Annotated in this window: 15 protein-coding genes; 10 read left to right on the forward strand and 5 right to left on the reverse strand. The window is 53.5% G+C overall.

From position 1 onward, the window contains the following. Window positions 1–9: 9 nt before the first annotated feature. Window positions 10–876: an AraC family transcriptional regulator gene (locus tag TH19_RS08820; protein WP_258547880.1), complete on the reverse strand. Its 867-nt coding sequence runs from the start codon at window positions 874–876 to the stop codon at window positions 10–12. A 387-nt stretch (window positions 877–1263) separates the two neighbouring features. On the opposite strand from TH19_RS08820, the gene TH19_RS08825 reads away from it, so the two are divergent. The 7 genes from TH19_RS08825 to TH19_RS08855 all read left to right on the forward strand — a co-directional run bounded on the left by TH19_RS08825 (window position 1264) and on the right by TH19_RS08855 (window position 12283). Beyond that, complete coding sequence (locus TH19_RS08825) at window positions 1264–3384, forward strand: methyl-accepting chemotaxis protein (RefSeq protein ID WP_114101974.1); 2121 nt, start codon at window positions 1264–1266, stop codon at window positions 3382–3384. Between the two features lie 338 nt (window positions 3385–3722). Beyond that, the gene (locus TH19_RS08830) at window positions 3723–4889 is read left to right on the forward strand and encodes an efflux RND transporter periplasmic adaptor subunit (RefSeq protein WP_114101975.1); all 1167 of its coding nucleotides are present in this window, start codon (window positions 3723–3725) and stop codon (window positions 4887–4889) included. A 2-nt stretch (window positions 4890–4891) separates the two neighbouring features. Beyond that, entirely contained in the window at window positions 4892–8086 is a 3195-nt protein-coding gene (locus TH19_RS08835; RefSeq protein WP_114101976.1) for an efflux RND transporter permease subunit, read from the forward strand. Window position 8087: 1 nt separating this feature from the next. Beyond that, entirely contained in the window at window positions 8088–9539 is a 1452-nt protein-coding gene (locus TH19_RS08840) for an efflux transporter outer membrane subunit (protein WP_114101977.1), read from the forward strand. Between the two features lie 115 nt (window positions 9540–9654). Continuing rightward, window positions 9655–10323, forward strand: a complete 669-nt coding sequence (locus TH19_RS08845; protein ID WP_114101978.1) for a hypothetical protein — start codon at window positions 9655–9657, stop codon at window positions 10321–10323. 190 nt (window positions 10324–10513) lie between these two features. Beyond that, a complete protein-coding gene (locus TH19_RS08850) occupies window positions 10514–11125 on the forward strand; it encodes an alpha-ketoglutarate-dependent dioxygenase AlkB family protein (protein ID WP_114101979.1) in 612 nt (203 codons plus the stop codon). Window positions 11126–11236: 111 nt separating this feature from the next. Next, window positions 11237–12283, forward strand: a complete 1047-nt coding sequence (locus tag TH19_RS08855) for a LacI family DNA-binding transcriptional regulator (RefSeq protein ID WP_114101980.1) — start codon at window positions 11237–11239, stop codon at window positions 12281–12283. A gap of 19 nt (window positions 12284–12302) precedes the next feature. On the opposite strand, the gene TH19_RS08860 is transcribed toward TH19_RS08855, so the two are convergent. Together TH19_RS08860 and TH19_RS08865 are read right to left on the reverse strand one after the other, a co-directional pair. Next, complete coding sequence (locus TH19_RS08860) at window positions 12303–13472, reverse strand: glycosyltransferase (RefSeq protein WP_181846369.1); 1170 nt, start codon at window positions 13470–13472, stop codon at window positions 12303–12305. Between the two features lie 52 nt (window positions 13473–13524). Continuing rightward, the gene (locus TH19_RS08865; protein ID WP_114101982.1) at window positions 13525–14112 is read right to left on the reverse strand and encodes a DNA-3-methyladenine glycosylase I; all 588 of its coding nucleotides are present in this window, start codon (window positions 14110–14112) and stop codon (window positions 13525–13527) included. A 326-nt stretch (window positions 14113–14438) separates the two neighbouring features. On the opposite strand from TH19_RS08865, the gene TH19_RS08870 reads away from it, so the two are divergent. Genes TH19_RS08870 through folD form a run of 3 tightly spaced genes read left to right on the forward strand, consistent with a single transcriptional unit; the run spans window position 14439 to window position 15979 of the window. After that, on the forward strand, window positions 14439–14735 hold the full coding sequence (locus TH19_RS08870; RefSeq protein WP_114101983.1) for a YggT family protein: 297 nt from the start codon (window positions 14439–14441) through the stop codon (window positions 14733–14735). A gap of 16 nt (window positions 14736–14751) precedes the next feature. Then, on the forward strand, window positions 14752–15087 hold the full coding sequence (locus tag TH19_RS08875; RefSeq protein WP_114101984.1) for a DUF167 family protein: 336 nt from the start codon (window positions 14752–14754) through the stop codon (window positions 15085–15087). Continuing rightward, a complete protein-coding gene (gene folD / locus TH19_RS08880) occupies window positions 15080–15979 on the forward strand; it encodes a bifunctional methylenetetrahydrofolate dehydrogenase/methenyltetrahydrofolate cyclohydrolase FolD (RefSeq protein WP_114101985.1) in 900 nt (299 codons plus the stop codon). Before TH19_RS08875 ends, folD begins: the two co-directional genes overlap by 8 nt. Window positions 15980–16070: 91 nt before the next feature. Here the strand turns inward: folD and TH19_RS08885 are convergent, their stop codons facing one another. Together TH19_RS08885 and TH19_RS08890 are read right to left on the reverse strand one after the other, a co-directional pair. Continuing rightward, window positions 16071–16913, reverse strand: coding sequence for a hypothetical protein (locus TH19_RS08885; protein ID WP_114101986.1), 843 nt, complete (start codon window positions 16911–16913; stop codon window positions 16071–16073). Continuing rightward, the gene (locus tag TH19_RS08890; protein ID WP_147250741.1) at window positions 16907–17914 is read right to left on the reverse strand and encodes a hypothetical protein; all 1008 of its coding nucleotides are present in this window, start codon (window positions 17912–17914) and stop codon (window positions 16907–16909) included. The genes TH19_RS08885 and TH19_RS08890 overlap by 7 nt, the downstream gene beginning before the upstream one ends. Window positions 17915–17973 lie beyond the last annotated feature (59 nt).

The following is a 17973-nucleotide window of genomic DNA, read 5'->3' on the forward strand; positions in this document are numbered from 1 at the left end:
GGCCGAAGATCAGGATTTGTGATCAAGGCTTGCGATAAAGGCACCGGGGCTGACACCCCACATGGTTTTGAAATGCCGGTGCAGGTGGCTTTGATCGGCAAAGCCGGTCGCCGCGGCGGCATCGGCGATGCTTGATCCGTCAAACAGCATGCGTTTGGCACGGCGCAGGCGCATATGATTGAAATAGGTATGCGGGGGCAGGCCGGTGGCATCGCGAAAGACACGCAGCAAATGAAACCGGCTTAGTCCCGTAATCGTGGCAAGGTCTTCAAGCGCGATATTTTCATCAAGATGGGCTGCCATGTAATCAATCACGGTTTTAACGCGTTTATCCTCTGATCCCGGTCGATAGATAAAAGGTGGGGCATCGGCATGACGGAGCGAAAGGCGCGCAGCACTATAAAGCAGGGTGCTGTCGCGCTCGAGGATGCTTGTCGTCGTGGCAAGGTCGGGGCGGAACATGCGATGCAGGTGTTGCAGCTGCAAATGCAGTTCCGGGTCATCAACAACACAGTTCCCAAAGAACGGAAGCCCGCTGCTTTTTGGTGAAAGTTCCTGGACCAGATTGCCAAAGATTTCCGGGGCGATGAACATGATCTGGTACTGATAGCCATCATCGGATGCCGACCGGCCATCATGAACCTGCATCGGGTTCATCATCAAAAGCTGTCCACGGGCAGCCACATAATTGGTGCCGCGTGTCATGAATTGTTCGGCCCCGTTCAGGATGGTGCCAAACGCGTAATAGTCATGACTGTGTTTGGGAAAGCTGAAATTCTTGTAATCGGCTTCGAACAAATCAATCCCGTCGGCTGCCCGCCAGTGACGGGCAATCTCGCGGGGGCGCCTGGCCGCACTCAGGCGGCGCTGTGGCACAGTGTTATGCTGCGAAGCTGATGCCATAACCCAAGTATAGCGCCAAAAAACTGCCCGGCTTGTACAATATTGTCATGGTGACATTTTAGGAGCGACAAGGCGCCTGTGGGGCCTTTCGGGCGGGAAGTTCCGGCGATTCGCACCCGATACATGAACAAACCCTTAAATCGGGCCCAAAGGACAGGGATAAGACGCCCTCAACAGGTGTATAGGTCGATGTTCATATGAACATTTCATCTGTGTCTGCCTGTTGCTTTGATCATTTATCGTGCGTGGAATGATCGTCAATCCCTAGACAAATGCGGATTTCATCTAAGTGTTACAAAACTGAGCCCTGCGCTGCTGTAAGGATCGCGCCAAACGTCCCATTTTCTGTTTGGAACTTACATGTTTCTTGATCGAATTCGCATCGGTTCACGCATTTTCGCAGGCTTCTTCGTGCTTGTGGTCCTGCTGGTTGGCCTTAGTGCATTGTCTTCGACCTATCTTCTTGGTTTTGGCGCGCATGCGGACCGCATCGCCAAAAGCACCGGCCTTGTCGGTCTTGCCAATGATTACGCCCTTAAACTTGAACGTCTTTCAAATCAGGTTCTGCTGTTTGCACAAACCGTCGACCCGCTGGATCGCGAAGGCATCGCCACCATCCGCGAAAGTGCCGAACAAAGCGGCGCGACGCTGGTGGAAGCCCTTCGTGTTTCGGGTGATGTTGAACGCGCCGATACGCTCGAAAGTCTGAGTGCCGATTACATTGCAACGCTGGAACCACTGGTCCTGCGTGCTGAAAACCTTACTGCGGCATCTGATACGATGCTGCTTGGGGCCAATCAGCTTGGTCAATCTGCGGCAAAGCTTGAAGAGTTTATCGCCAAACGCGATCCGGAAATTGTCACCAAATTTGCCGACAAGCTGGGCGAAGCCAATCTGGCCGCCATCGTCAACAGCCTGCAATATTCGATCCTGCGCACGCCCGAATCCCTTGATCTGGCGCGAACCAATACATCGTCTTTGACCGATCTTCAGGAAGAAATCAAAACCGCGGTGGGCAAGTTGTCGCGTAACGACAAAAAGCTGTTTGCCTACGCGGTACGCGATAATGATCTTTTGAAACAGGGGGCCAATCAGCTTGAAGGATCGATTGGCGGGTTCCGTCAGTCGATGGATGATTTCAAGTCTGCCGTCCGCGAAGTTCAGGCCATCACCCAGAATATCCGTGCCGAGGCCGTCGCCAACCAGACCATTCTGGTCGATGCCGCCCACGCACAGTCCGAAAACTCGGCCCTGACCAATATCGTGGTTGCGGCCATCGGTGTTGTGGTTGCCCTGGCGCTGGCCCTTGGCATTGCCATGAGCATCCTGCGTCCGCTGAAACGTGTAAATGGTGACATGACACGTCTGAGCGAAAATGACACCCATATCGATCTTGCCGATGTCAATCGTCGTGATGAATTTGGCGCAATGGCACGTACGGTTGCGATCTTCCGTGAAAACGCACTGAAGATCGAACAGATGGCCGAAGAACGCATCACCCTTCAGCGCATCGAAGAAGAAAAGCGCCGTGCATCACTGGGTGCCATGGCCGAAACCATCGAAGGCGAAACCACCGGTCTGGTGAAATCGGTAAACCATCAGGTCACCCGCATGCGCGAAGCCGTGACCGAGGTTGCCGCCGCTGCCGAACGTGTCACCACCCAGACACAGGCCGCAACCGGTGCCGCACAGGATAGCCAGTCGCATTCAATCGCGATCAGTGATGCGGCAATCCGCCTGACCGATGCCATCGGTTCCATCGCCAACCGGGTCGAACATCAGCGTGAAATTGCCCAGAACGCGGTCGGGTCCACCGAACAATCGGCAAAAGCGGTTGATGATCTGCGTGAAGTGGCGCTGAGCATCGAACAGATCGTTGATCTGATCCGCGGCATTGCGGGCCAAACCAACCTTCTGGCCCTGAATGCCACCATCGAAGCCGCCCGTGCAGGCGAAGCGGGCAAAGGCTTTGCCGTGGTTGCGGCCGAGGTCAAAAACCTTGCCGGTCAGACCGAGCGCGCAACAGAACAGATCACCGAACATGTCAATGCCATGGGGGCGGTGACCGATCGTTGTGTTGCCTCGATGGAAGAAGTCGGCGTAACGGTCCGTTCGATGATGTCCATTTCCGATGAAGTCGCCGGGGATGTTGAACACCAGCGCCGCGAGACTGAGGAAATCACTGGCGCAATCTCGCTTGCCGGGGATGCGGTGCGTTACGTTGGCGCGGCAATTGTCGAAGTCTCCAACGACATTGAAGTCACCCGGAAACTTAGCCTTGATTTGAACCGTCGTGCCAACGAAGTCGAACGCAATGTAACGGAACTGACGGCATCGCTTGATCGTGCGGTCGCCTCCGCTGCCGGAGATGACGAGGCGGCATCTGATGATGCAACCGATCAGGTCGAAGACGTCGTTGAAACCTGGCGCAAAGACAATCTCGTTGTCTTCCCGAAAACCGAAATGCTCGGGGCGGCCTGATCCGTCAGGCGATTGCCGACGGTTCAATTTGAACAAGGCAGATCAATATTTTAGGGCCCGCGCGTCGATCCTGATGCGCGGGTCATCCTGTTTGTGCGAAAATCGTGCGTGAAACCGCCAATTTTATCGGGACCGGGATACAAACTGCGACGTTTCTGATACACTTTTTCGGTGGTTCTGGCCTGACGGTTGCAATATCGTTTTAGCCACAAGTGTTTCAAAAACAAAAAAAACAGCCCATTCGGGTAACAAGTTGAAATACAGAAATTTTCCCGAACGGGAACAGGGCTCTCTGGGTTAAGGTCATCTGATCTGCCCGACTTGGAAGTATCAATGCGATGGCGCGTAAATCAACGCTTCTGATCGCAGGTGTCGTGCTGGTAGCAGCGGCGGCGTCTGCGTATATTTTTGCCAAAGACGAGATCACGGCATTTGTGTCGTCTGGTGGTCAATCCCAGCAGACCGCAGATCGCGGTGGCCAAGGCGGCGGAGGCGGAGCAAATGGCCGCGAACGCGCCCTACCGGTCATTGCAGAATATGCCAGCCTGATGGATGAAAAAACCGTCGTTGAGTCAGTCGGAACCGGTAAATCGGCCCTCGGTGTTTCGATCTATCCGGCGGTATCTGGTGAAGTGTCCGACGTGTTGGTCCGCGCCGGCGACGAGGTCACCAAAGGACAGGTTCTTGTCATTCTTACTGCCGAACGTGAACGTCTTGCCCGCAACCTGGCAGCCGTTCAGGTCAAGGATGCCGAACAGCTTCTGGCACGCTATGAACAGGCCCGGCCGCTTGGCGCGGTTGCCGCAAGCGAGGTTGATACTGCCCGCACTGCCCTGGCTGAAGCCAAAATTCAGTTAGATCAGGCCGAAGTTGATCTGGCCGACCGCACCATCATGGCCCCGTTTGACGGCATCGTAGGCATTCCGCAAATCGAGGCTGGCGACCGTGTTGACAGTTCCACTGTTCTTCTGACGCTTGATAATATCGAAAGCATTCTGGTCGATTTCGAAGTCGCCGAAACCCGGTTTGATAACGTAAAACCCGGACAATCATTGCGCGTTCAAACCTGGAGCCTGCCGGGCGAACTGTTTACCGGCGTCGTTGAATCCATCGGCAGCCGCGTTGACCCCGAAAGCCGTACCTTCAGCGTTCGCGCCCGCGTTCCGAACCCCAACAGTCGTCTGTTGGCGGGGATGTCCTTTGCTGTCTATGTCGATATCGAAGGCAAGCAATATCCCTCGGTCCCGGAAATTTCGGTGCTCTGGGGGGATGGCGGGACCTATGTCTGGCGGATCGTTGATGAAAAGGTAACCCGTGTACCGGTTCGTGTTGTCAAACGGACCGGTGGTCGCATCCTGATTGACGGTCCGGTTGCCAAGGGTGATTTGATCGTTGTCGAAGGTGTCCTGCGTCTGCGCCCGGGCCGCACGGTTGCGGCAAGCATCCGCAACAAGGAAGAAGAACCCGGTGTTGCCGCCCGCGAGGGTGACGGTGAGGGGTCCTGATCATGTCCGATCAATCCGGTAATCACGATCAGAATGATCTTGCATCGCTTAGTATCCGCCGTCCGGTGCTGGTTTGTGTTGTATCGCTGCTGATTATTCTGGCCGGTCTTGCGGCGATGCTTGGCGTCGAAATCCGCGAACTGCCCAACGTCGATCGACCGACAGTTACCATCAGTGCGACCTATAACGGTGCGTCGCCTGAAACCGTTGACGCCGAAGTCACCTCGGTTCTTGAAAGTGCTGCGTCACGTGTCAGTGGTGTTAAGAACATCAACTCGCAAAGCGAGGAAGGCAGTTCGCGCGTTCGTATCGAATTTTACCCCGATGTCGAAATCAATGATGCCGCCAGCGATATTCGCGAAGCCGTCAGTCGTGCTTCAAGAAGCCTGCCCGACGAAGTCGAAGAAATCCGGGTGGTCAAGGCCGATGCGGATGCCAGTGCGATCATGCGTATGGCGGTGGTCACCAATCGCCTGACCGAAGAAGAACTGGCCAATATCGTCGAAGACCAGATCACGCCGGCCTTGCTGGCGGTGCCTGGTGTTGCCGAAATTACGGTAAACGGAGACCGGGAAAAGGTCCTGCATGTGCGCGTCGATCCGCTGCGCATCGCAAGTTATGGCCTGTCGGTCAAAGACATTGCCGACGTTTTGCGGACTGCACAGTTCGATATCCCGGCGGGCAGCTTTGAATCCACCGATCAGAAACTGTTTGTTCGTGCCGATGCTTCGGTTTGGGAGGTCGACAAGCTGAACCAGATGCTGGTGCGTGACAGCATCCTGCTTGGCGATATTGCCGATATCTATTACGGGCCGGATGATGCGTCATCCTATGTCCGTCTCGATGGTCGTGCGGTGATTGGTCTTGGCGTTGTCCGTCAGGCACAGTCAAACACGATTGCGATTTCCAATGGCATTCGCGAGGCCGTCGAACGTCTGAACAAGCAGTATGACGATATCGAAATCTTCGTGAACTCCGACGATGCGGTCTTTATTGAAGGTGCGCTGTGGGAAGTGATCTATAGCCTTGCACTTGCTATCATCATTGTGATTGGCGTGCTTTATCTGTTCTTGCGGTCCTTCACTGCAACCCTGATCCCGACAGTGACCATTCCGATTGCCCTGATCGGGACGGTTGCGGCGATCTGGGCAATGGGCTTTTCGATCAATATCCTGACCTTGCTGGCACTTGTGCTGGCAACCGGTATGATCGTTGATGACGCGATTGTGGTGCTTGAAAATATTCAGCGCCGGCGTCATCAGGGGCTTGGTTCCATGGCGGCGGCGGTTCTTGGCTCGCGTCAGGTGTTCTTTGCGGTTATCGCAACTACGCTGACCCTGATTTCGGTGTTCGTGCCGATTTCCTTCCTGCCCAGCACGGCGGGACGCCTGTTCCGTGAATTCGGCTTTGTTCTGGCCTTTTCGGTGGCGGTGTCATCCTTTGTCGCACTGACACTGTGCCCGATGCTGGCATCGCGTCTGAAACATATCGATCCACATGACGGGGACACAAATGTTGAACCCAACATGCTTGAACGGATAGGGATTTTCTTTGCCGGAATTTACCGCGTCATTCTGGAATGGGTCCTGCGCAATCCGGTCATCACATTGATGATTTGTATTGTTGCCGGTGGTTTGGCGTTCGGTGCCTATAACACCGTGACCAAGGAATTGCTGCCCAACGAAGACCGTGGCCGTATTCTTGTTTCCCTGCGCGGGCCGGATGGTGTCGGCATCGATTACATGGATCGTCAGGTCGAAGCAGTTGAAAACATTCTGCGTCCGATTGTCGATGCCGGTGATGCCTATAATATCTACACCATCGTCGGCCTTTGGGACCCGAACCGTGCCTTGGTGATTGCGCCGCTTGTCCCGTGGGACGAACGTGAACGCAGCCAGCAGGAAATTACCAACACGATCCGTGGCAAGCTCAATGCCCTGCCGGGTGTACAAGCCTTTGTCTGGCAACCAAACAGCCTTGGTCTGCGGGGTGGTACGGGCGAAGGATTGCAATTCGCCCTGACCGGGACCAATTACCGTAATCTTGCGGCCAATGCCCGCGCTCTTCAGGCCGAGATCGAAGCAAACAATCCGAACCTGACCGGTATCCGGGTGTCCTATCAGACAACCCAGCCACAGCTTCTGGTCAATATTGATCGCAAGCGGGCCTTTGATCTGGGCATCGAAATTGACGAGCTCGATACCACTTTGCGCGCCATGATCGAGGGATATGAAGTCACGGACATCAATGTCGATGACCAAAGTATCCCGGTCAAACTGCGCAGTGCCGTGGGCAGCATCAATGACCCGTCTGATCTTGAAAATCTGTTTGTCTCGGGAACCAATGGCCGCATTCTGCCCTTGTCCTCGGTGATCACTCTTAGCGAAGAGGCAGTGGCATCCGAACTGGAACGCGAAGGCCAACAGCGTGCAGTTGGTGTTTCTGCAAACCTTGCGCCGGGTTATACCCTGGATCAGGCGGTTAATGATGTGACTTCTGCGGCGGATAAGGTTCTGCCACCCGGTGTTGGTGTCCTGTTCCTTGGCGATGCCGCGGCCCTTGGCGAAACATCAAACGATGTTCAAATCACCTTCCTGATTGCTGTCCTTGTGGTGCTTCTGGTTCTGGCCGCCCAGTTCGAAAGTTTCATGTCGGCGTTGGTGGTTGTTCTGACCGTGCCGTTTGGTCTTGCGGCTGCGATCTTTGCGCTTAGTCTTAGTGGGACTTCGATCAACGTCTATAGCCAGATCGGGCTTGTGATGCTGGTCGGCCTGATGGCCAAGAACGGCATTCTGGTTGTCGAGTTTGCCGATCAGTTGCGTGATGCCGGACGATCCGTGCGCGAAGCCGTGCATGACGCGGCGATGGTACGTTTACGCCCGATCATGATGACGATGATTTCGACGGTTCTGGGCGGGTTGCCACTGGTTCTTGGGTCCGGTGCCGGTGCCGAAGCCCGTGCCGCAATCGGCTGGGTCGTATTCGGGGGATTGGGCTTTGCAACAGTCTTTACCCTGTTCCTGACCCCGGTTCTGTATCTGTTGCTGGCACCCCTTGTTTCGGCACGTGCCGATGGTGGACACAAACTGCAAACCCAGTTGCGTGCCGCGGAATCCATTCCCGATACCGGTGAAATTCCCGACGAATTTTCCCATGGGTCAGATGCCCCGGGTGGCATTGAAGGAAGTGCGAAATAACATGAATAAAAATCGTCTTCTGACACTTTCAGGTGTTGCACTTCTGACCGCCCTTGCCGGATGCCAGTCGGTCGGTCCGGATTATACTGCACCGAACTTTGATCTGGTCGGGGCATATACCCCGGAAATTCCGGTCATTGCTGCTTCACAGGCTGATCATGGCCGCTGGTGGGAAAGTACAACCGACCCTGTATTGCAGGGCCTGATCGAAGAAGGCGTTGCCAACAATATCGATCTTAAAATCGCCATCAGCCGTATTCGGGCGGCGGCCGCCACTGCGCGCGGTGTCGCGGGGGCAAATGGTCCGACTATTGATGGGTCGTTTGACAGTTCGGCAGATCGTTCGACGTCAAGCCGGGCCAGTGGCGATCATGTCGATGATTTGGGGTTTGGTGCCGGAATTGATCTTTCCTGGACCGTGGACCTTTGGGGTGGTCAAACCCGCGAGGAAGAAGTCGCCGAGGCAAGCTATCTGCGTCAGGTCTATTTGCGCGAAGATGTCTATCGCACGATGATTTCCGATATCATCGGCAATTACATCGAACTGCGCGGGGCACAGAAACGCCTGGCTCTTTTACAGGACTCACTGGATTTGCAACGCCAGACCAGCAACATCGTGCAGGTTCGATTGCAGACCGGTCTTGGATCAGAACTCGATCTGTCGCGTGCCCGCGCCGAGGTTGCCGATCTCGAGGCCACCGTACCGATCCTGCAAACCACGATTGATCGTTCCATCAATGCAATTTCGATTCTTGTCGGGGCGCAACCGGGATCACATCGTGACCAGTTGCTTGATGCGTCACCCTTGCCGGAATTCCAAAGCAGCCCGCCGATTGGCATCCCGGCAGATTTGCTGCGCCGTCGGCCTGATGTCCGTGCAGCGGAACTGGCCCTGATCGGGGCGACGTCACAAATCGGCGTTGAAACAGCAACCCTGTATCCCGAACTGACACTCAATGGGTCTTTGGCATTGGGGGCAACTGGCTATGGCAGCGGGCCGATTGTCCGTACCGCAATGGCGGCCATCGGCGCACTTTTGGATGCGACCCTTTATGATGGTGGCGAACGTCGTGCCAATATCACAGTCGCCGAAGAAGAAGCCGAACAGGCCTTCCAGACATATCGCCAGACCCTGCTTGCCGCGATCGAGGAAGTCGAAAGCGCGATCTATGGTTATGTCGGCGCGATGCAACAACGTGATTCCCTGATCGCCTCGGTTCAATATCATCGGGATGCCTTTGAACAGTCGCGTGTGCGTTATGTGCAGGGGCTTTCGGATTTTCTTGACGTACTTGACTCACAACGCAGTCTGACCGGTTCCTTGCAGTCACTGGCTGATGCTGAAACCGATCTCGAACTTGAAACCATCAATCTTTACAGTGCTGCGGGGCTCAGTGTTGAAGACGTCGAACGCTACGCTACACAGCAAGGTGTCGAACTGACGACCGGCTAAATTCAGGGTTTTGTTGCGCAGTTTTGAATTTGATGTTTTCAAATCTGCGTTGCCCTAACGTCACGGCAATCGTATGATGAATGTGTTCTTGAACGTCGTCATATGGTCATCAGGAATGCTGAAACGCATTTGGGTTTATTCTGCATCCTTGGTTGTTACGCTGCTGCTTGGCAATGCGCCGGCAATGGCAGAAATATGGAAAGTGGCCTCTTTGAATTGGCCGCCCTACACCGATGCCCGCATGACCAATGAGGGCAATCTTGTTCAAAAGTTGCGTACGCTTTTGCAGCCGCACCGGATCGAGCTTCAGGTCGAATTCTATCCGTGGAAACGGGCCATCGTTCTGGCCGAACAGCCGGACTTTATCGGTTACTTCCCGGCCTGGCTTTCTGAAATCAACGAAGGATATGTTGCGTCGCCGCCGGTCGATTATTCCGAATTGGCCGCGGTAACCGTGCCGGGCAAAAGGGTTGAGTTCCACGGTCTTGATGACCTGTTTAGCAACCATACGGTCGGGATCGTCAGTGCCTATCAATACCCGCCTTTCATCGAAAGGGTGGCCGAAAACCACCCCGATAATGTGACCGAAGCCGTTTCCGAAGTTCTGTTGTTGAAAATGTTGAATGCCGAACGGTTCGAAGTGGCGATATCCGACCCGACCGTGATGATGTATCTCAGCGAGAAATATGCAATGCCGCCGGTCGAAGTTTCCAAAAGTCTGGGATTGGCACCACTGTTATTGCGCTTCGCAACAAACCCGATAACCGTGAACGCATCCGCCTGATTGGCGAGATACTTGGCAATGCCAAAGAGGCCGACAGGCAACCGGCAACACGATAACTGCCAAAAATCTTCTCATCACTTTCCTGATGTGTCCCCGATCACCTTATGAGCTGATATATCAGCAAACTGTGGCTTGAGTTTATCACCGGTTGGGCCTAGGTCTTGGGCTGTATTGCTTCCGGGGGAAAACCATGACCGGCGATCTGTTTGCCAATGAACCACCGCGTAATCTTTTGCCGTTTGACGGCGAAGTTTTGCTGTTGCGTGACATCATGGCACCTGATGATGCGGATCGTGCGTTGGCCCGTTTGAAAGGCACCATCGTCTGGAAACAGGAAATTGCCAAAATCCACGGCAAGGAAATCCCGGTGCCGCGCCTGACGGCATGGTATGGCGAAGTCGCCTATCGCTATAGCGGGGTCTATCATCCCGCTGCGCCGTTTCCTTCGGTGATCGCACCTTTGCGCAAGCTGGCCGAAGAATTGTCGGGGGCGGCATTCAATACGGTTCTTCTGAACTATTACCGGGATGGACGTGACAGTGTGTCATGGCATGCCGATGATGAAGAAGTTCTGGGTCAAAATCCGGTGATTGCCAGCCTGTCCTTTGGCGAGGAACGGCGTTTTCATTTGCGCCATAAAAAGACCGGGGATCGTATCAGCATTGATTTGCCCCATAACTCGGCCCTGATCATGGCAGGCGAAACGCAACATTGCTGGCTGCATCAAATTCCCAAAACCGCACGTCAGGTAGATGGCCGCATCAACCTGACATTCCGCAATACCCAACCCGAAACCAGATAGTCCCCGACCGGAATAATGCGTTCTGGTAGTGATGTGCTGATTTTGGCTATAGTGTAGCCAAATCAGATCAATATCAGTGTGAAACACACACGGTTTCGGGGAAACAGACGCATGGCAAAACGCGTAAAACTTCTGGATGTCGCCAAGGCGGCCGGGGTTTCGCAGGGAACAGCGTCAAATGCCTTTGGCAAACCCGATCTGGTGCGCGCCGAAGTTCGTGAACGGATCTTTGCCGCTGCCAAGGAGCTTGGCTATCGCGGGCCGCATGTCATGGCGCGGATGTTGCGCACTGGCAAGGCCGGGGCGCTTGGCGTGGTGTTTCCCGACAATCTTGAATATGCCTTTACCGATCCGGTGGCGATTGAATTGCTGCGCGGGATCGGGCGCGAATGTGCGCAACAGGGCGTTAATGTCATGATCATCTCGGCCGAGAACCAGCAACAGGCGATTGCGGCGGTCAACAATGCGGCGGTTGATGCCTTTCTCGTGCATTGCTATTCCGACAATAACGATATCATTGCTGCCATTCAGCGCCGCAATCAGCCACTGATCAGCATCGATACCGACATCGAGGGGGCGGCGGGCACTGTTGCCCTTAATGATTTCGCGGCCGGGCAAAATGCTGCGCAGCATTTGCTTGATTGCGGGGCACGGAAATTTGCCATTCTGTCTTTGCAGGCAACCGAACATGATCATTTCGGCCCGGTCACGGCGGGGCGTCTGGGCGCAGCCAGCCACCGTGTGGTGCGCGAACGTCTTGGCGGTTATTATGCGGCCCTGAAGCAGGTTGGCATTGCTCCGACTGATATCGTCCATGTCGAATGCGACAACCAGTCTGATCACAGTGCAAAAATGACGGCAGAGTTGCTTGCCCGGCATCCGGAAATCGACGGCATCCTTGCCATGTCCGACGTGATTGCCATCGGTGCTATTGATGCTGCGCGTGCTGTGGGTCGCAAGGTTCCTGACGACCTTAAAGTCATTGGTATTGACGGTATTGCGGCCGGCGAACGCACCGACCCGCCGCTGACCACGATGTATCAGGACACAGTCGAAAAGGGACGACTGGCCGCCGAAATGGCCCTGTCCGATGGTTCGGGTAAAACCATCACCCTTGAGACCAGCCTGCTTGTCCGCGGTTCCAGCAAGGTTTCTTGAGGTCGCTTTTCACGTGGCTTTATTCGGGGTGGTTTATGCCGCCTGGAAATTCAAAATCGGGAATGGGACGATTGCCGGCCAACCCGTCCCAAAGGGCCAGATAGCGGGCATTCATCGCATCAAGGCTGTAATGATCAATGATCCGCTTGCGCGATGCCATCTTGCGATAGGTATGGCTGTCGCTATCTTCGGTCAGAAGTTCCTTGATCGCCTCGGCAAGTTTTTCTGGCGACCGTTGGGGGACGGTTTTCCCGGTCCCGCCAAGAATATCGGCCACATCACCCACATCATTGCCAATTGCCGGGACGCCACATGCCATGGCCTCGCCAATGACATTCGGGAACCCCTCGCCAAAGCTTGATGCCAGGACCGCGATGTCAAATGCCGGAACCAGCTTTGCGACATCGCGACGCAGGCCAAGTGCAGAAACATGCGATGCCAGCGCGTCGGCAAATGTTAGTTCTTCGGTATTGTGACCGATCAGAACCAGATGGGCGTCATATCCCTTGGCGCGCAGCAGACCAAGCGCGTCAAACAGGGTGGCGTGATCCTTGGCCAAATCCTTGCGGGCAACCATCCCGATCAGATGTTTGGATGGCGTGATGCCAAGTTCCTTGCACAATCTGTTCTTTGCACCGGGATCGGGATGCCATTCTTCGGTGTTGAATCCGTTGGGCAGATAGGCCCATTTCTTCGGGTGGTAACCGCATTTGATGTGATGTTGCTGACCTGCATGGGAATTGGCGGCAATCACCGCCGGACGCCCGGACAGTTTTGCCAGAAGTCCAAGAACAATGCGGGTCGAACGTCCATATTGTTCAAGGTTCATTTCCGCACAACGGATATTCCAGGCCAGCCGTTTGGCCCCGCATCCTGAAAGTGTGGCGGCAAGGGTCGCGATGAAATCGGAATGATAGAGCCAGGACATGATGGCATCGGGCTTTGCCTTGCGCATCAGTCGGGTCAGGCCAATGATCGCACCGGGCAAATCGCGAATGCCCGATTTCATGCCAAGGCAATGCAGCTCCACCCCGGCATCAATCAGGTCCGCGCCATAAACACCCTCATCCATCAGGGATACGACGATCTGGCGCGGAATGTCCGGTCCGGCGTTTTGGGTGTTATGACACGCGATCCGGGTCATAACGCGTTCCGCGCCACCCGCACCAAGTTCATTGATGATATGCATTACGGTTGCCATACCAAGGCTATAGCAGGCCTTGGTCTGTCAGAACAGATGGCTATTTCACCAACTGATCATAGCGGTAACAATCAGTGGTGTGATCCATCACAAGGCCGGTGGCCTGAAGGAAGGCATAGATGATGGTGGTGCCGACAAATTTCATGCCGCGCTTTTTCAAATCCTTGGAAATACGATCTGAAAGTTCGGTCGAAACCGGGCAGTCGCCCATGGTTTTCCAGTGATTGATCACCGGCTTGCCGTCAACGAAGCCCCAGATATAGTTATCAAAGCTTCCGAACTCTTTCTGGATTGCAATGAATGTTTGGGCATTTTTAATAGTCGCAGCGATTTTTAGTCTGTTCCTAATAATCCCTGGATCGGCCATCAGGGTTTCCTGCTTGGCCTCGTCATAGGCCGCGACTTTGTGAACATCGAAATTGTCAAATGCCGCGCGATAGGTATCGCGCCGTGCCAGAACCGTCAGCCAGCTTAACCCGGCCTGCGCGCCTTCAAGGATCAGCATTTCAAAGAAAAGCCGGTCATCATGCACCGGAACACCCCATTCGGTGTCGTGGTAATCAAGGTAAAACGGCTTATCAAGATGGATGTCAGCCCAGCCGCAGCGACGATGATTACAATCAGACATGATGCTTCCTTGTGTCAGGGGATGGCGCAGTATGTTGGCGCATTCTTGGCAAGAACATCCCGATATCGCAAGCTGATAGCGGTTTGTGACTGACATCTCCTGACAGTTTCTGGCAGGGGGGAATGCAACCAGCCGGTGACGCTATACGCAGCTTAACCCCGTCTGTCAGGTGAGCGGGATCACAAAGCGATGAAAACTTGCGGCAGGAATGGGTAAAATCAACGCTCTGCGCTTGCGTTACCGGCCATTGCCGACTAGGTTTTGCAGCGTGCAAACATCTTACCGGGCAAAAAGCGAATATGCCCCGGCGATAGTAAGGAGCGGCGATGCTGGCGATTTTTTGGCTTATTGATACAGTAGTTGGTATCTACATTTTCATGCTGATTGCTTCTGCGATCCTGTCATGGCTTGTGGCATTCAACGTCATCAATACCAGCAACCGATTCGTCTATATGGTCGGTGATTTCCTGTATCGTGTGACCGAACCGGTCCTGCGCCCGATCCGCCGGATCATGCCCGACCTTGGCGGGATTGATATTTCGCCGATCATTTTGATTCTGGTGCTGCAATTTGCCAATATGCTGATCCAGACCGATGTACGGATGGCTCTTTTAGGTTACTAGATGTCTCAATCAGACAATGACTGATCCCGTTTGCGAGATACTCTCGGATCAAACCGGGATCCGTCTGTTTGTGCGTTTGACGCCAAAGGCTTCGCGTAATGCGATCAACGGTCTGATCGAAGATGCCAGCGGGCGTTTGTGGCTTAGGGCATCGGTCACGGCGGTGCCGGAAAACGGCAAAGCCAATCAGGCCCTGATAAAACTTTTGGCAAAAGCGGCCAAATGGCCTAAATCCTCGGTCGGGATCGTTGCCGGTCATACAGACCGCAACAAGGTGCTGGTGATTTCCGGCAATCCCGCAGAGCTGATGACGCAAATTACCGAACTTACGGGCGGACAGACACATGAGTGACGCAAAAATCATCGATGGCAAGGCATTCGCGGCCAAACTGCGCGAAGACATCACCGCAGAAGTTTCCAAGCTGAAAGCGGACCACGGTGTGACCCCCGGTCTTGCCGTCATTCTGGTCGGTGAAGACCCGGCCAGCCAGGTCTATGTGCGCAACAAGGGCAAACAGACCCTTGAATGCGGCATGAATTCCTATGAGCACAAGCTCTCGGCCGAGACCAGCCAGGAAGATCTTCTGGCCCTGATCGCCAAGCTGAATGCGGACGAAAACGTTCATGGCATTCTGTGCCAGTTGCCAGTTCCCAAACATATCGACGAACAGGCGATCTTGGCCGCCATAGACCCGGCCAAGGATGTGGACGGTTTCCACGTTGTTAATGCTGGCGCACTGGCCACCGGTGGCGAGGGCTTTGCCCCGTGCACGCCTTATGGCTGCCTGATGCTGCTTAAGGACACCCTTGGTGATCTTTCGGGCAAACGCGCCGTTGTGGTTGGCCGTTCGAACATCGTTGGCAAGCCGATGGCGCAGCTTCTGCTTAAAGAAAGCTGCACGGTTACCATTGCCCATTCGCGGACCCGCGATTTGCCCGAAGAAGTCCGCCGTGCCGATATCGTTGTTGCCGCTGTTGGCCGCCCGGAAATGGTCAAGGGCGACTGGATTGCCCCGGGTGCCACGGTGATTGACGTGGGCATCAACCGCGTTGAAGGGGCCGAGGGCAAAATGAAGCTGGTCGGCGATGTCGAGTTTGAGGCCGCATCAAAAGTCGCCGGTGCCATCACCCCGGTGCCGGGCGGTGTCGGCCCGATGACCATTGCATGTTTGCTGAACAATACCCTGATCTCGGCCTGCCGCGCGAACGGCCTTGACGTACCGAACCTTGGGTTTGATTGCTAAGTGCGACAACTCGGAGAGATGGAAAAGGGGTGGTCCATGGACTGCCCCTTTTTTTCGATTTGCCCTATCCTCAATGCGTGGTGCTTGCCTTTCAATTAATTGGTTTGGCTATGTTTTTTGTTTTTTCTTCGTACTGATAATCATTTCTATCGAACTGATACATAGCCTCAAGAGTTTTGACCACGGCTTCGAGTTCTAAGCCTCCAAGAATATCCTGTACGGGGAATTGTTCTTGCCAGAGTTTATTGGTGAATAAACCTACATCGCGCTTAATAGGTTCAGACAATGTGACACGCCGGTTTGGTGGGATTAGGGCCAGAAGGCGAATTATGTCCCCACGGTGTTTGTTTATATCTCTCTGTTTGGCCGTTGGGTCACCGTTTGCCCTTTTGTGTTCAAGGTCAACGTGTGCCTTTGCCTTGAAGGGGATCAAAAGGTCCTCATTTAAAATTGGGAGACCTCGCATAAGAGTTTTGTTCGCAAGTAGTGCGGAGTAGTATTCTTCGTCAAGAAGAATGGCCGAAAGGCTCAGTAAATCACTTTCAACTACAAGGCGGCATTTTATTTGTTCGTCAGTTAATGGAAGGCTGTTGGGGCGCCTTGAGAAGAATTCGAGCATCATCGGGTACCCCTCTTTGCTAGGGGTTTCAAACCGATAGTATTCTTGTTCTCCTGTAGCGCGGGTTCTAGCCTTGTAGCCACCATCTTCGATGAAGTTTAATATCGCAGCAGCAAAGTCTTCGTCTACTGTCTCTGTTGTATCCAGACAAAGGACGATATCTAAGTCTTTTGTTGTACGAGCTGTAACAGCGTTCTCATCTAAGATGATTTTACAAGCTGTTCCACCAATAATGACAAACCGATCAATATACGGAGCAAAATGGTCTGCAAAGCGGTTCAATCCCACAACTATATCTTCTAAAGAACTTACCAAAGGAATTCCTCCAAAAGTGTTTCGGCTTCACCTTGTAGGCGTGGGTCATCAGATGAAATGAATTGAGCATACAATGAAAGTGGATCGACAATGTCATTGTTGCTCAATAAACTTGGGTTATAATGCCAGACTTCGACTATATTGGTTGCTTCTTCTGCGTCGCGGGCGTAATGCCAGGCTTCGTTTGAAGTTCCCTGCTTCCATCTATCTGAAGCGATTGCCCAGACAGGTATTCTCGGGCGAGATAACATTGTGTATTTCGCCATTGCAGACTCCCCCGCTATATGCAGTCGAGGAATAAGTTCCCTAAATACATCTAAATAAAGTGTTTTACGAACAGGTGATATTAGATGAGGGCTTGCGCGATTAATTATATCGCTCTTTGAGCTACTTAAATGTATGTGCTTTTCCCGACCTCGGCGCTCAATCTCACAGAGTGTATGTGCTGATAGATCCTGATAAGCTCTGCCAATAGACATTGGCGAATAACCGAGTTTTTGAGCCAAAAAAGACGGTGTGCAGCCTTCCTGGGATTCTGGTGTAGCTTGTAGGAGGATGTAAAATAAAACTAGTTGAGTTATTGGTGAAAATGCGACTTCTTGGCTTCGAATCGAACGCTTGCGGAAGTGTTCCCTCAGGTCAATTGCCAGTTGTGGAATGTAGCATTGATACCCTATTTGAATGAAGGCTGTAATCTTCGAGATTAGCTGTTCACGCCAATAAGCGCTCATTGCATCGGTCACGAAAATTGCAAGGCATCCTGTGATTTCTTCGACCTTTTGAACATCGCCAGCGATATTGGCAGGCGTTTTTTCGTTAGAGATTTTTTCGATCATTAGAACGCATTCTCTGGAAGCAATGTTGCATCCCAAAATAGAATAAGCTGCAGAAATTCCTAATGGGATGCTTTCTGTTTCCAGAGCAGTATGTGAAATGTGGACGTGCAAAGTTTTCGATAGATACTTGTCCAGATTATAGAGAAGTAATCCTTTTTCAGACATGGATGGGCCTCTCATTAACGTCATGATCCAAATACTAACATTGTTTGTGTTAGTGTTCA

This window comes from Thalassospira profundimaris, from assembly GCF_003326675.1.
Taxonomy (GTDB): Bacteria; Pseudomonadota; Alphaproteobacteria; order Rhodospirillales; family Thalassospiraceae; genus Thalassospira; species Thalassospira aquimaris.